Source organism: Agrobacterium sp. T29, assembly GCF_006970545.1.
GTDB lineage: Bacteria > Pseudomonadota > Alphaproteobacteria > Rhizobiales > Rhizobiaceae > Agrobacterium > Agrobacterium leguminum.
Map to the genome: position 1 here is coordinate 1,495,330 of NZ_CP040640.1, position 12,581 is coordinate 1,507,910.

Here is a 12,581-nt window from a genome sequence, read left to right on the forward strand (position 1 = left end):
CCATGGAACGCATCGTTGTCGACGTCGTATCGGATATGGTCTGCCCGTGGTGTTATCTCGGCAAGGCAAGGCTCGATCTCGCCATTGCCGAGGTGCAGGACGAAATCAGCGTCGACGTGAACTGGCGTCCTTACCGCCTCAACCCGGATTACCCGCCAGAAGGCGTCGACCAGAAAGCCGCTCTCGAGGAAAAACTCGGCAAGGAACGCCTCGAACAGGCGCATGCCACGCTTGTACAGCTCGGCAAGGAAGTCGGCATCAATTATGATTTCGATGCGATCAAGATCGGCCCGAACACGCTCGACGCCCATCGGCTGTCGCTCTGGGCGCATTCCGAAGGCCGCGACGTTCAGGAAAAGGTCGTCACCGCCCTGTTCAAGGCCAATTTCGAGGAAGGGCGCAACATCGGCGATCACGCGGTGCTGACCGATGTGGCCGAAAAATCCGGCATGGACGCCAAGGTCGTGGCGCGGCTTCTCGCCTCCGACGCCGACAAGGACACCGTCATCGCCGAAATCGATGCGGCGCAGCAAATGGGCGTCGCCGGCGTGCCCTTCTTCATCATCGACCAGAAATACGCCATAAGCGGTGCACAAACGCCCGATGTATTGATTGCTGCACTGCGGGATATTGCAAAAATCAAGGCGGACGAGCATAGATCGATGAACTGACGGTCAAACCACCGGCGGTTTTCATCAACTCGATTTTTCGCCGGTGTTTCCGTGTCCGACCAGACCCTGAAAGGCATTCTGCTTGCCTTTGCCGCCTTCGCTGCCTACGCCTGGAGCGATGCAAGCGTTAAACTCATAGAAGGCCAGATTTCACCCATCGAATCGGCCTTCTTCGGCGCCCTTTTCGGCCTCGTCGCCCTTCCCTTCATCCGCAAGCGCAATGATCGCTGGGTGGATGTGGTGAAGACGACGAACCGGCCTTTGTGGATCATCCGCTTTTTTGCCGCCGGCACCGGCGCGGTGGGCAGCGTGACCGCTTTCACCCATCTTTCCATGGCGGAAGCCTTCGCGCTGATCTTCCTGCTCCCTTCCTTCGTCACCATCATGTCGGTGGTGTTCCTGAAGGAACAGGTGGGCATCAAGCGCTGGTCGGCCGTCATCATCGGTTTCCTCGGCGTGCTGGTCATCCTGCGGCCGGGCTTCCGCGAACTCGGCGTCGGCCACCTCGGCGCCATCATCGGTGGCTTCAGCGGTGCGCTCAGCATCGTCATCTTCCGCGCCATGGGACCGTCGGAAAAGAACGTCTCACTTTATGGGGCCGGTGTGCTCGGCTGTCTCACCATAAGCGGCATCGCCATGGTGCCGACTTTTGTCATGCCAGCCGGCGAGCAATGGCTGCTGCTGGCGGGATATGGCTTGCTCGGCGCTCTTGGCAACGTACTGGTCATGTATGCTGCCCGTTATGCGCCCGCCGCCATGATCGGCCCAACGCAATATAGCCAGATGCTCTGGGCCATCCTGTTCGGTTATCTGATTTTCGGCGACCGTATCGACGGATGGATGCTGGTCGGCATCGCCCTCATCGTCGGTTCCGGCCTGCTGACGCTGATCCGCGAGAAACAGAGAAAAGTGCCGCTGCCCGCTTCGATCGCCGCCACCGACCAGAACGTGGCCGTCGGCATCACGCCGGAAGACGGGCGCTGAAGCCTAACGAATGCGAAGAACCGGCAACGCGTATTCGCGTCGCCGGCATGGCATTCGATCAATCACAAACCCTGACCCGATACATATCGCCCCAGGCGTTCTGCCTCCACGCCACGTGGCAGCGCGGGTAGGCCGGCTGGTAAACAACCGGCGGGCCATAGGCCGGTGCGGCATAAACGGGTGGACCGTAGGCGGGCGCGTAATATGCGGGGCCATAAGCGTAGCCGGGATGTCTTGCACCCGCAATCAGCGCTCCGCCAATGATCGTGCCGGCAATGCCGGCGGCAAGGCCGCGGCCGAAATTATTGCGCGCTTCCGCCTGGCTGGTGGTGGCAATTGTGGTGCCCGCAATTGTCAAGGCAACCAGACCAGCGGTGGCAAACCTGTTGATGTTGGTCCACATCGTCCTGCTCCTTCATCACCCGGCGGCATCTACCGATCCGCCGCACCGGGTATGGAGCTGAGACTACGCCCGTGAAGACTACCAGCGCATGTCCGTTTCGTTACATCGGCGTAATTTTTGCTGAGCCTTGCGGGTTGGGTTTTTCGAGGATTGGCCATTTGTTAGCAAGCCGAGGGTGGGTGGGGCTTTACCCCCCTCTGCCCTGCCGGGCATCTCCCCCTCAAAGGGGGAGATCGGCAAGAGGCCCTTTTGTCGCTTCATTTTCAAGCTTCCAGATGGGCGAGACCTTGCCACAGATCGATCTCCCCCCTTGAGGGGGAGATGTCCGGCAGGACAGAGGGGGGTAAGCCCCACGCGCCTCGGTCTGCTTTGGGTCGACGACCTCCCGAAGTTTTAGGACCGCGCCAGTTCGGCAAGCTGTGTCATGATCATCGCCGCGCCCGTCAGCCGCTTTTCCGGCGTCGGCAGATCGCGTGTCAGGAACAGGCTGTGATCGGGGCGGATTTTCGCCATCGAGCCCTGCTTGCCGATATAAGCGACCAACGCTGCCGGATTGGGGAATTCCTTGTTGCGGAACTGCACGACCACGCCCTTCGGCCCGGCATCCACCTTCTCGACATTGGCGATGCGGCAGAGCGACTTGATGTAGACGATCTTGAGGAGATGCTGCACCTCTTTCGGCAACGGGCCGAAACGGTCGATCATTTCCGCGCCGAAACCATCGATCTCGCTGATATCGGCAAGCTCGCCGAGACGGCGATAAAGCCCCATGCGCAGATGCAGATCCGGAACATAATCCTCCGGAATCATGACAGAGGTGCCGACCGAGATTTGCGGCGACCAGCCGCTATCCTGCACCTGCTCGTCACCCTTCACTTCGGCCACCGCCTCTTCCAGCATCTGCTGGTAAAGCTCGAAGCCGACTTCCTTGATATGGCCGGACTGTTCCTCGCCGAGCAGATTGCCCGCGCCGCGAATATCGAGGTCGTGGCTGGCCAGCTGGAAGCCGGCGCCCAGCGTATCGAGCGATTGCAGCACCTTCAGCCGCCGCTCAGCCATCGTCGTCAGCACCTTGTTGACCGGCAGGGTGAAGAGCGCGAAAGCGCGCACCTTGGAACGGCCGACACGACCGCGCAGCTGGTAAAGCTGGGCAAGGCCGAACATATCGGCGCGGTGCACGATCAGCGTATTGGCGGTTGGCACGTCGAGGCCGGATTCGACAATGGTGGTCGACAGCAGCACATCATATTTGCCGTCATAAAAGGCATTCATGATGTCTTCCAGTTCGCCCGCCGGCATCTGCCCATGCGCCACCGCCACCTTCAGTTCCGGCACATCCGATTGCAGGAAGGCGTGAATGTCAGCAAGATCGGCAAGGCGCGGGCAGACATAGAAGCTCTGGCCGCCGCGATAATGTTCGCGCATCAGCGTTTCGCGGATCACCAGCGGATCGAAGGGCGAAATGAAGGTGCGAACCGCCATGCGGTCCACCGGCGGCGTGGTGATGAGCGACAGTTCCCGCACGCCCGTCATGGCAAGCTGCAAGGTGCGCGGAATGGGCGTCGCAGAGAGCGTCAGCACATGCACGTCGCTCTTCAGCTCCTTCAGGCGCTCCTTGTGCTTAACGCCGAAATGCTGCTCTTCGTCGATGATCAGCAGGCCGAGATTGGCGAAGCTGATGCCCGCGCCGAGCAGCGCATGGGTCCCGACGACGATATCCGTCTTGCCATCGGCCACTTCCTTTTTCGTCAGCGTCAATTCCTTGGAGCCGACAAGGCGCGAAGCCTGCTGCACCCGGATCGGCAACCCACGGAAACGTTCCGAGAAGGTGCGGAAATGTTGGCGGGAAAGCAGCGTGGTCGGCACCACCACAGCCACCTGCACGCCGTTCATGGCGGCAAGGAACGCGGCGCGCAACGCCACCTCGGTCTTGCCGAAACCGACATCGCCGCAGATGAGCCGATCCATCGGCCGGCCGGCGCCGAGATCCTCGCGGATGGACTCAATCGCGTTCAGCTGGTCTTCCGTCTCGTCATAGGGGAAACGGGCGGCGAATTCGTCGTAAAGCCCATCCGGCGCAGTCAGCACCGGCGCATGGCGCACCAGGCGCGCAGCCGCGATGCGGATAAGCTCGTCTGCCATGTCCAGCAGGCGCTTCTTGAGCTTGGCCTTGCGCATCTGCCATGCGCCGCCGCCCAGCTTGTCCAGCTGCGCTTCCGCCGCATCCGAACCGTAACGCGACAGAAGATCGATGTTTTCAACCGGCAGGAACAGCTTGGCGTCATCGGCATAATGCAGTTCCAGGCAGGCGCGTGGCGCACCCGCCGCTTCTATTGTCCGCAGGCCGACGAAGCGGCCGATGCCATGTTCGGCATGGACGACCAGCGAGCCCTCATCCAGCCCCGCCACTTCCGAGATGAAATCCGCGCCGCGCTTGCGGCGCTTGGAGCGGCGCACCATGCGGTCGCCGAGAATATCCTGCTCGCCGATAACGGCCAGCGTCCCGGTTTCGAACCCCGCCTCAAGGCTCAGAACCGCCGAGGCCGCCTCACCCTTGCCGAGCTTCTCCACCTCTTTCAGCGAGGTGACCGGCTTGATCTTCTCAAGCCCGTGCTCGTTCAGCACCTGCAATAGCCGGTCGAGCGAACCTTCCGACCAGCCGGTAATCAGCACCTTCCAGCCCTTGGCGCGGCGTTCGGCAATGTGCTTCACCGCCAGATCGAAAACATTGACCCGCTCTTCGCTCTCGCCCTCGGTCGGCGGGCGTGCCCAGCGCGGACCGACATGGGCGTCGAGCGTCGCGACAGGGCGGCCTTCGCTGTCCTGCTCGTTGAAAGGCGTCAGGCGCACGGCGTTAACGGCAGCCAGTGCGGCATCGAAGCTCTTGCCGTCGAGATAAAGCTGGCCGGGCGAAACCGGCTTATAGGGCGCGCCCTGCGTCGAGCCCTTGGTTTCGCCGGAACTGCGGCGCGCATCGTAATAATCGAGCACCAGCTTGGAGCGTTCTTTCGCCGCCTCCCGCGCCGTATGGTCGGTGACGATGCGGAAATCCTTCAGATAATCGAAGGCAGTCTCCAGCTGCTCGTAAAACAGTGGCAGCCAGTGTTCCATGCCGGCATAACGGCGACCTTCGGAGACGGCCTGATAAAGCGCATCGTCTCGCGTCGCCGCGCCGAACAGCGACAGGTAATTCTTGCGGAAACGGCTGATCGTATCCGGCGTCAGCGTCACTTCGCTCATCGGGTTCAGATCGAGCGAGCGCGCCTGTCCGATGGTGCGCTGGCTGGCCGGATCGAAGGTGCGGATGCTTTCCAGCGTATCGCCGAAGAAATCGAGCCGCACCGGCTCTTCCGTGCCCGGCACGAAGACGTCGAGAATGCCGCCGCGCACGGCAAATTCGCCCACTTCACGCACCGTCGCCACCCGGTCGAAACCGTTGCGCTCCAGCCGCGCGGCAATCTCTTCCATGCGGATCTGGTTGCCGGGTTTGGCCGAAAAGCCGAGGCTCTCGATAATGTCGCGCGGCGCCATCTTCTGCAGCATGGCGTTGACGGTGACCAGCACGATGGCCGGATGCGGTTTCTTCGCATGGGCGATCAGACCGGAGAGCGCAGCCAGCCGGCGCGCCGAGGTGTCGGCGCTCGGTGACACGCGGTCATAGGGCAGGCAGTCCCAGGCGGGCAGCGTCATCACCGGAATGTCAGGTGCGACAAAACCGAGGATCTGCTCGAGATCGGCGACCCGCTGGCCGTCCGACATCACATAGGCGACCGACGTGCCGGCCCGCGCCATATCGGCAAGCAAAAGGGCTTCCATGCCGGAAGGCACGTTTCCGATGGTCAGCGGCGTATCGGCCGACGACACCAGCTTTGCATCGAATCCGGCTATCATATTCTCAGGCTTTCAGGGTGTCAGTGGTGACGAGATCGAAATCGGGACGGTAAGAGGCGATCTTCTCGAACAGCGGGGTCTGGAATTTTTCCGGTATGGCAAGCGCGCCCGTCACCATCTTGACGAGGTCGTTATCCTCTTCCGCCATGATGATCTCAAGCTCATCCAGCTGATCGTCGGAAAGCCCGGCAATATTGTCTTCCGCGAATTGCCCGAGCACCAGATCCATCTCGCGAATGCCCCGATGCCAGCAGCGGTAAAGAATCCGCCGGCGTCTCGGATCGAGGTCGGCACTCGTGCGCACCAGTCCAGTCATCGCATTCACCTTTCGGTTGGCTATTCAACAGGATGTTGACTGCGACCTCCTATAGAACAGGAGGCGAACGCTTGGGAACCGGTTTTTATCGAAATAATGCCACGGCGGTGAAAATCTGCCGGTGATAACCCGCCTTTGTGACCAGTGAAGTCTTGCATAAGCCGCCCCCTTCCCCGATTTTGCTGACCCATGCGTCCGGCCATTCTCGATCCGCTGTTTGCCTCCGTCTCCACCCTCGCCGGTGTGGGGCCGAAGCTTGCCGATCTTCTGGCCAAGCTTTTGAGCCGGGAAAGCGCCGACGACACGCGCGTCATCGACCTGCTCTTCCACGCGCCATCCAACGTTATCGACCGCCGCAACCGCCCCGGCATTGCGCTGGCCAGCCCCGGCGCCATTGTCACCATTCAGGGATGTATCGACCGCCACCAGCCGCCACCGCCGGGAAACCGTAATGCGCCCTATCGCGTCTTCCTGCATGACGAGACCGGCGAACTGGCGCTGACCTTCTTCCGCGCCAAGGGCGACTGGCTGTCCAAGGCCCTGCCTGTCGATGAAGAGGTTCTCGTCAGCGGCAAGGTGGACTGGTTCAACGGCCGCGCCTCCATGGTGCATCCGGATTTCATGGTGAAGCTTTCCGAGGCGGAAAACCTGCCTTTGGTAGAAGCCGTTTATCCCATGACCGCCGGGCTGTCTGCCAAGGTGCTGCGCAAGGCAATCGAAGGCGGGCTTTCAAAGCTGCCGGTCTTTCCGGAATGGATCGATGAGACGCTCAAGACCCGGCAGGGCTTCGGTGATGTCGCCTCAAGCTTCCGCGAGCTGCATGACCCGCGCGACAGCGCCGATATAGAACCACAAGCCCCGGCGCGCAGACGGCTCGCCTATGACGAATTCCTCGCCGGGCAGCTCTCACTGGCGCTGGTGCGCCAGCGGCTGCGCAAGGTGGCGGGCCAGCCGATCCGCGCCAAGGGTGATGTCGCCGCAAAAATCCTGTCGCAACTGCCCTTCTCGCTGACGGCAAGCCAGAGCGCTGCGGTGAAAGATATCCTGACCGACATGGCCGGCGAAGACCGCATGTTGCGACTGCTGCAGGGCGATGTCGGTGCGGGCAAGACGCTGGTGGCGCTGATGGCCATGGCAACGGCGGTGGAGGCCGGCGGACAGGCGGTGCTGATGGCCCCGACCGAAATCCTCGCCCGCCAGCATTACGCCACCATATCCAAACTCGCTCAGGCGGCGGGCATCACCGTCGAAGTGCTGACCGGCCGCACCAAGGGCAAGGAGCGCCGCGAGATCGAGGAGCGCGTGGCCTCCGGCGAAGCGCAGATCGTCATCGGCACCCATGCACTGTTTCAGGACAGCGTCAGCTATAAAAACCTCGTGCTGGCAGTGGTCGATGAGCAGCACCGTTTCGGCGTGCACCAGCGCCTGCGCCTCACTGCGAAGGGCATCACGCCGCATATGCTGGTCATGACCGCCACGCCTATTCCGCGCACATTGGTTCTGGCCGCCTTCGGCGATATGGATGTCTCCAAGCTCACCGAAAAACCGGCCGGCCGCAAACCCATCCAGACCGTGACGATCCCCACTGAGCGGATCGGCGATATCGTAGAGCGGCTGCGCGCGGCACTGAAGGATGGCAAGAAGGCCTACTGGATCTGCCCGCTGGTGGAGGAAACGGAAGAATCCGACCTGATGTCGGCGGAAGAACGGCATGCGGTTCTCTCGCAGATGCTCGGCGCCAATATCGGCCTCATCCATGGACGCATGAGCGGCCCGGACAAGGATGCCGCCATGCTGGCCTTCAAGAACGGCGAAGCCCGGTTGCTGGTAGCGACGACGGTGGTGGAAGTCGGCGTCGACGTGCCGGATGCAACCATCATGGTCATCGAACACGCCGAACGTTTCGGCCTCGCCCAGCTTCACCAGCTGCGCGGCCGTGTGGGCCGCGGCGACGAGGCCTCCACCTGCATCCTGCTCTATAAAGGCCCACTCAGCGAAAACGGCCGCGCCCGGCTTTCCATCCTGCGCGACAGCGAGGATGGCTTCCTGATCGCCGAGGAGGATTTGAAGCTGCGCGGCGAAGGCGAGCTGCTCGGCACCCGCCAGTCCGGCACGCCGGGCTTCCGCATCGCCAGCCTCGAGGCCCATGCCGACCTTCTGGAAATCGCCCGCAAGGACGCAGCTTACGTCATTGAGCGCGACCCCGAACTGACAGGCCCGCGCGGCAATGCGCTGCGCACCCTGCTCTATTTGCACCGCCGCGACGAAGCGATCCGCTTCCTCCACGCCGGCTGAAAGTGAACGCCCATGAACATGATCGACCCGCGCCGCCCGCCACCCGCTTTCCGCAAGGGCTACGCGCTCTGCTCGCCGCAGAATATTCTGCAACCGGAGACATTTGCGAAGAGCGCGAAAAAGGCAATCGGCAAGGCGTTCAAGAAGCCCGGCCGCAAGAAGGCCTGGAGCCAGGCGCTGGAAGAAGGCTGGAGCGTGCGGCTGGTCTATATGCGGCTTTTCGTTCCCGTATTCCACGCCACGACCACCGGCACGGAAGTGGACGATCTGGATGATGAGGATTGACCATGAAAGCCGGCGACTGTTTGGCTAAAGCGCCGAAGGCCACCGCTGCGATGTGTGGATGATCGTCAGAATTTCGATATCCCCGCCCACGCGATAGGCAATGATGTAGGAAATGTCGGAAAGCACGGCTTCCCGCGTTCCTCTGATGCGTCCGACCCGCCCCATGGCTCGCTGCTCCACCAACATATCAACCGCTGAAACAATGCGGGAAATCACTCGGGCCGCAGCCGCTGGATTATCCTTTTCGATATGCACACCAATTTCATCGAGCCGTCGCAGCGCCCGTAAGGTCCAACGAATTCGCCGGTCATTCATGACGGCCGGGCGGATTTTACATATTTCCCGACAATGTTTGCGAGATCCTCAGGTGTCCCGAACTCGCCGCGATCGGCTTCCGCCACACCCGCCTCGATCTCGGCAAGCTGCCACTCCTCGCGGGCAACAAAGTCCTCAATCGCCCGCGCCGCCATGTAGGATCGCGACCGATCAAGTTTTTCCGCCAATTGGTCGAGTTTGTCGGCAACCTCATCAGGCAGACGCACAGTGAATGCAGTCATGATCGCAACCCTTCTTGGTTCACGGTGATTATTGGTGAACCACATTGGTTCGTCAACCGTATGGCTTTACATCACTCCGCGAGAATGGAGGAAGGAATCTAGCGTCTTGCGAATGCGTTCAAACCGGCGCAATCATCTTCGGCGGCGTGAAATCCGGGGCCACCAGACCACCGGATATCAAGAGCTTTGCCGCATCTTCCGGCGTCATGTCCAGCATCACGATCTTGTCTTTCGGCACGAACAGCAGAAAACCGGCTGTCGGCACCGGTGTCGGCGGCAGGAAGACGGCGACCATCTGCTGGCCCATTTCATTGAAACGATGGGCAAGCTCGCCCTTGGCCTCGGAGGCGACGAACACCATCGCCCAGGTGCCGGATGACGGAAACTCGATCAGGCCGACCTTCTTGAAGGAGTTCGAATGCTCCTTCAGGACGGATTCGAACAGCTGCTTGATGCTCTTGTAGATCGGCCGCACCAGCGGCATGCGGTTGAGGATGGATTCGCCGACACCGAAAATCCATTTGCCGATGAGGTTATTGCCGAGAAAGCCGATGAGGGTGATGCCGATGACGGCGATCAGCAGGCCGAAACCGGGAATAGCCACATCGAAATATTGCTCGGGATCGTAACGGGCCGGAATATAGGGCTTCACCCAGCTATCGGCCCATTGCAGGAAGCTCCACACCAGCCACATGGTGATGGTGACGGGCGCGAGGATCAGAACGCCCGTGAGGAAACTATTGCGCAGCCGGGCTGCGAATGAAATTTTGACTGGAATATCGGTCATTTACCGTTCGGAGTTAAGCGTTGTCGCCATCGAAACCCGGATGAAAACCGACAATGCCGGATGGAGTTCCACCATGCAAGCGAAGAACTGTGAAATATTCGTCAGGAATCCCTTGCGCATTCACCCCTTCGACATGGCGAAAACCGAAGCGGCCATAGTAGTCCGGATCGCCCGCGACAACCGCGCCGGAAGCATTCAGACGCTCCAGAACGGCAAGCCCGTCCCGCACCAGCTTTGAACCGACGCCCTGCCCCTGCCGTTCCGGTGTCACGGAAAGCGGCGCGAGGCAGAACCAGCCGGTCTCGCCGCTGGTGAGCGTCACAGGCGAAAAACCGACATGGCCGATGATGCCTTCGCTGTCCTCGGCAACCAGTGAAACGGTGAGCGCGCCCGCCCTGCGCAACCGCTCGACGATCAGATGTTCCGTCTTGTCGCTGTAATCGACGTTACGGAAAGCATCTTCCGTAACGCGAGCAATCGCCTCTTCATCGCCCTGGCGCTCCGGCCGGATGATCATTCCACCGTTACCGATTTCGCCAGATTGCGCGGCTGGTCCACATCCGTGCCCATGAAGACGGCGGTGTGATAGGCGAGCAGCTGGATCGGCAGCGAGAAGACCATCGGCGCAATAAGCTCGTCGACATTGGGCAGCGTGATCGTCGCCATGGTGTCGAGCTTGGAAGCGGCGGCCCCCTTCTCATCGGTGATGAAGATGATGCGGCCGCCGCGCGCGGCGACCTCCTGCATATTCGAAACGGTCTTCTCGAAGAAACGATCATGCGGCGCGATGACGATGACCGGCATGTTCTCGTCGATCAGCGCGATAGGCCCATGCTTCAGCTCGCCGGCGGCATAACCCTCGGCGTGGATATAGGAGATTTCCTTGAGCTTCAGCGCGCCTTCCAGCGCCAGCGGGAAGCTGGTGCCGCGGCCGAGATAAAGCACGTCCTTGAAACGCGACAGATCGCGCGACAGCGCTTCGATCTGCGGCTGGATGCTGTTGAGAACCTTGCTCATGATGCGCGGCATCTCGGTCAGATGGCGAACCAGTTCGGTTTCCTGCTGGGGCGTGACCGTACCGCGCGCTTTTCCGGCGGCAACGGCAAGCGAAGCGAGCACGGCAAGCTGGCAGGTGAAGGCCTTTGTGGAGGCGACGCCGATTTCCGGACCGGCAAGGATCGGAAAGATCGCATCGGATTCGCGCGCCATGGTGGATTCACGCGTGTTGACCACCGCGCCGATCTTCAGCCCCTCCTGCTGGCAATAACGCAGGGCCGCCAGCGTATCGGCGGTTTCACCCGATTGCGAAATGAACAGTGCGGCCTGCGTGGGAACGAGCGGGATTTCGCGGTAACGGAATTCCGAGGCGACATCGATTTCCACCGGTAGACGCGCATAACGCTCGAACCAATATTTGCCGATCAGGCCGGACAGATAGGCCGTGCCGCAGGCGGAAATGGCAAGGCCGGAAAGCTTGGCGAAATCGATGGCCGTGTCGGCCGGCTTCACGGTCTTGGAAGCGAAATCCACATAATGGCTGAGCGCATGGGAAATGACTTCCGGCTGCTCGTAGATTTCCTTTTCCATGAAGTGGCGATGGTTGCCCTTGTCGACCACATAGGCCGTCGCCTGCGAGATTTGACGCTCGCGCTTCACCGGCTTGCCGGAGAAATCGATGATTTCCGCACCCTGACGGGTCACGATGGCGCAGTCGCCATCCACCAGATAGGTGATCTCGTTGGTGAAGGGCGACAGCGCGATGGCGTCGGACCCGAGGAACATTTCGCCTCGACCGTAACCGACGGCAAGCGGCGGGCCGGAACGCGCCGAAAGCAGCGTGCCGGGATCGTCCTTGAACATGACGACCAGCGCATAGGCGCCCGTCACGCGGTTCAGCATCTTCAGCATCGCCTCGCGATGGCCGAGACCCTCGCGGGTATATTTCGCCAGAAGCTGAGCGACCACTTCGGTATCGGTCTGGGTGGTGAAGCTCGCGCCTGCGGCGGTCAGCTCTTCGCGCAGTTCGGCGAAGTTTTCGATGATGCCATTATGGACGACGGCGACGCCGTCGACGAAATGCGGATGGGCATTGGTTTCGTTCGGAACGCCATGGGTCGCCCAGCGGGTGTGAGCGATGCCGACCACGCCCGGCAGCGGCTCTTCCGAAAGTCTCTTCTCCAGGTTGAAGAGCTTTCCTTCCGCCCGGCGACGGTCCATCGCGCCATTGTCGATGGTGGCGACACCAGCCGAATCGTAACCGCGATATTCGAGACGCTTCAGCGCATCGACAAGCCGTTCAGCAACGGGCTGGGTTCCGACAATTCCGACAATTCCGCACATATATTTCTCCAGACGGCGATCTCTTCGCCGAAACTACTAACCGTTCCCGAAC

At 61.2% G+C, this 12,581-nt stretch carries 12 protein-coding genes; 4 read left to right on the plus strand and 8 right to left on the minus strand.

Going from position 1 to position 12,581, the window contains the following annotated elements; all coding sequences use genetic code 11:
- Positions 1–2: 2 nt before the first annotated feature.
- Positions 3–671: a DsbA family oxidoreductase gene (locus FGF54_RS07580; RefSeq protein WP_142779346.1), complete on the plus strand. Its 669-nt coding sequence runs from the start codon at positions 3–5 to the stop codon at positions 669–671.
- Positions 672–722: 51 nt separating this feature from the next.
- Positions 723–1,655 (plus strand): DMT family transporter, encoded by a 933-nt coding sequence (locus FGF54_RS07585; RefSeq protein ID WP_142779347.1) that lies wholly within the window; start codon positions 723–725, stop codon positions 1,653–1,655.
- Positions 1,656–1,713: 58 nt separating this feature from the next.
- Here FGF54_RS07585 and FGF54_RS07590 read toward each other — a convergent pair whose 3' ends face one another.
- From FGF54_RS07590 to FGF54_RS07605, 3 genes are all read right to left on the minus strand, one after another.
- Positions 1,714–2,058, minus strand: coding sequence for a hypothetical protein (locus FGF54_RS07590; RefSeq protein WP_065660851.1), 345 nt, complete (start codon positions 2,056–2,058; stop codon positions 1,714–1,716).
- Between the two features lie 393 nt (positions 2,059–2,451).
- Positions 2,452–5,949 carry a transcription-repair coupling factor gene (mfd, locus tag FGF54_RS07600; RefSeq protein WP_142779349.1) on the minus strand — a complete coding sequence of 1,166 codons (3,498 nt, stop codon included), beginning with the start codon at positions 5,947–5,949 and terminating at the stop codon, positions 2,452–2,454.
- Between the two features lie 4 nt (positions 5,950–5,953).
- On the minus strand, positions 5,954–6,265 hold the full coding sequence (locus tag FGF54_RS07605; RefSeq protein ID WP_065115898.1) for a succinate dehydrogenase assembly factor 2: 312 nt from the start codon (positions 6,263–6,265) through the stop codon (positions 5,954–5,956).
- A 189-nt stretch (positions 6,266–6,454) separates the two neighbouring features.
- Here FGF54_RS07605 and recG point away from each other — a divergent pair, with 189 nt between their 5' ends.
- Together recG and FGF54_RS07615 are read left to right on the plus strand one after the other, a co-directional pair.
- Positions 6,455–8,560, plus strand: coding sequence for an ATP-dependent DNA helicase RecG (gene recG, locus FGF54_RS07610; RefSeq protein WP_142779350.1), 2,106 nt, complete (start codon positions 6,455–6,457; stop codon positions 8,558–8,560).
- Positions 8,561–8,572: 12 nt separating this feature from the next.
- Positions 8,573–8,845 (plus strand): hypothetical protein, encoded by a 273-nt coding sequence (locus tag FGF54_RS07615; RefSeq protein ID WP_142779351.1) that lies wholly within the window; start codon positions 8,573–8,575, stop codon positions 8,843–8,845.
- 24 nt (positions 8,846–8,869) lie between these two features.
- Here the strand turns inward: FGF54_RS07615 and FGF54_RS07620 are convergent, their stop codons facing one another.
- The 5 genes from FGF54_RS07620 to glmS form a co-directional block, all read right to left on the minus strand.
- Positions 8,870–9,160, minus strand: coding sequence for a type II toxin-antitoxin system RelE/ParE family toxin (locus tag FGF54_RS07620; protein WP_142779352.1), 291 nt, complete (start codon positions 9,158–9,160; stop codon positions 8,870–8,872).
- Positions 9,157–9,402 (minus strand): CopG family ribbon-helix-helix protein, encoded by a 246-nt coding sequence (locus FGF54_RS07625; protein ID WP_125146564.1) that lies wholly within the window; start codon positions 9,400–9,402, stop codon positions 9,157–9,159. The genes FGF54_RS07620 and FGF54_RS07625 overlap by 4 nt, the downstream gene beginning before the upstream one ends.
- A gap of 118 nt (positions 9,403–9,520) precedes the next feature.
- Positions 9,521–10,189, minus strand: a complete 669-nt coding sequence (locus FGF54_RS07630) for a DUF502 domain-containing protein (protein WP_020012801.1) — start codon at positions 10,187–10,189, stop codon at positions 9,521–9,523.
- Positions 10,190–10,202: 13 nt separating this feature from the next.
- Positions 10,203–10,706 (minus strand): GNAT family N-acetyltransferase, encoded by a 504-nt coding sequence (locus tag FGF54_RS07635; RefSeq protein WP_142779353.1) that lies wholly within the window; start codon positions 10,704–10,706, stop codon positions 10,203–10,205.
- Entirely contained in the window at positions 10,703–12,529 is a 1,827-nt protein-coding gene (gene glmS / locus FGF54_RS07640) for a glutamine--fructose-6-phosphate transaminase (isomerizing) (RefSeq protein WP_142779354.1), read from the minus strand. The genes FGF54_RS07635 and glmS overlap by 4 nt, the downstream gene beginning before the upstream one ends.
- Positions 12,530–12,581 lie beyond the last annotated feature (52 nt).

Bases quoted from the DNA above. Each gene is read 5' to 3' on its own strand.
- FGF54_RS07580 (WP_142779346.1), top strand. From the start codon at position 3: ATGGAACGCATCGTTGTCGACGTCGTATCGGATATGGTCTGCCCGTGG.
- FGF54_RS07590 (WP_065660851.1), bottom strand. From the start codon at position 2,058: ATGTGGACCAACATCAACAGGTTTGCCACCGCTGGTCTGGTTGCCTTG.
- mfd (WP_142779349.1), bottom strand. From the start codon at position 5,949: ATGATAGCCGGATTCGATGCAAAGCTGGTGTCGTCGGCCGATACGCCG.
- FGF54_RS07605 (WP_065115898.1), bottom strand. From the start codon at position 6,265: ATGACTGGACTGGTGCGCACGAGTGCCGACCTCGATCCGAGACGCCGG.
- recG (WP_142779350.1), top strand. From the start codon at position 6,455: ATGCGTCCGGCCATTCTCGATCCGCTGTTTGCCTCCGTCTCCACCCTC.
- FGF54_RS07615 (WP_142779351.1), top strand. From the start codon at position 8,573: ATGAACATGATCGACCCGCGCCGCCCGCCACCCGCTTTCCGCAAGGGC.
- FGF54_RS07620 (WP_142779352.1), bottom strand. From the start codon at position 9,160: ATGAATGACCGGCGAATTCGTTGGACCTTACGGGCGCTGCGACGGCTC.
- FGF54_RS07625 (WP_125146564.1), bottom strand. From the start codon at position 9,402: ATGACTGCATTCACTGTGCGTCTGCCTGATGAGGTTGCCGACAAACTC.
- FGF54_RS07630 (WP_020012801.1), bottom strand. From the start codon at position 10,189: ATGACCGATATTCCAGTCAAAATTTCATTCGCAGCCCGGCTGCGCAAT.
- FGF54_RS07635 (WP_142779353.1), bottom strand. From the start codon at position 10,706: ATGATCATCCGGCCGGAGCGCCAGGGCGATGAAGAGGCGATTGCTCGC.
- glmS (WP_142779354.1), bottom strand. From the start codon at position 12,529: ATGTGCGGAATTGTCGGAATTGTCGGAACCCAGCCCGTTGCTGAACGG.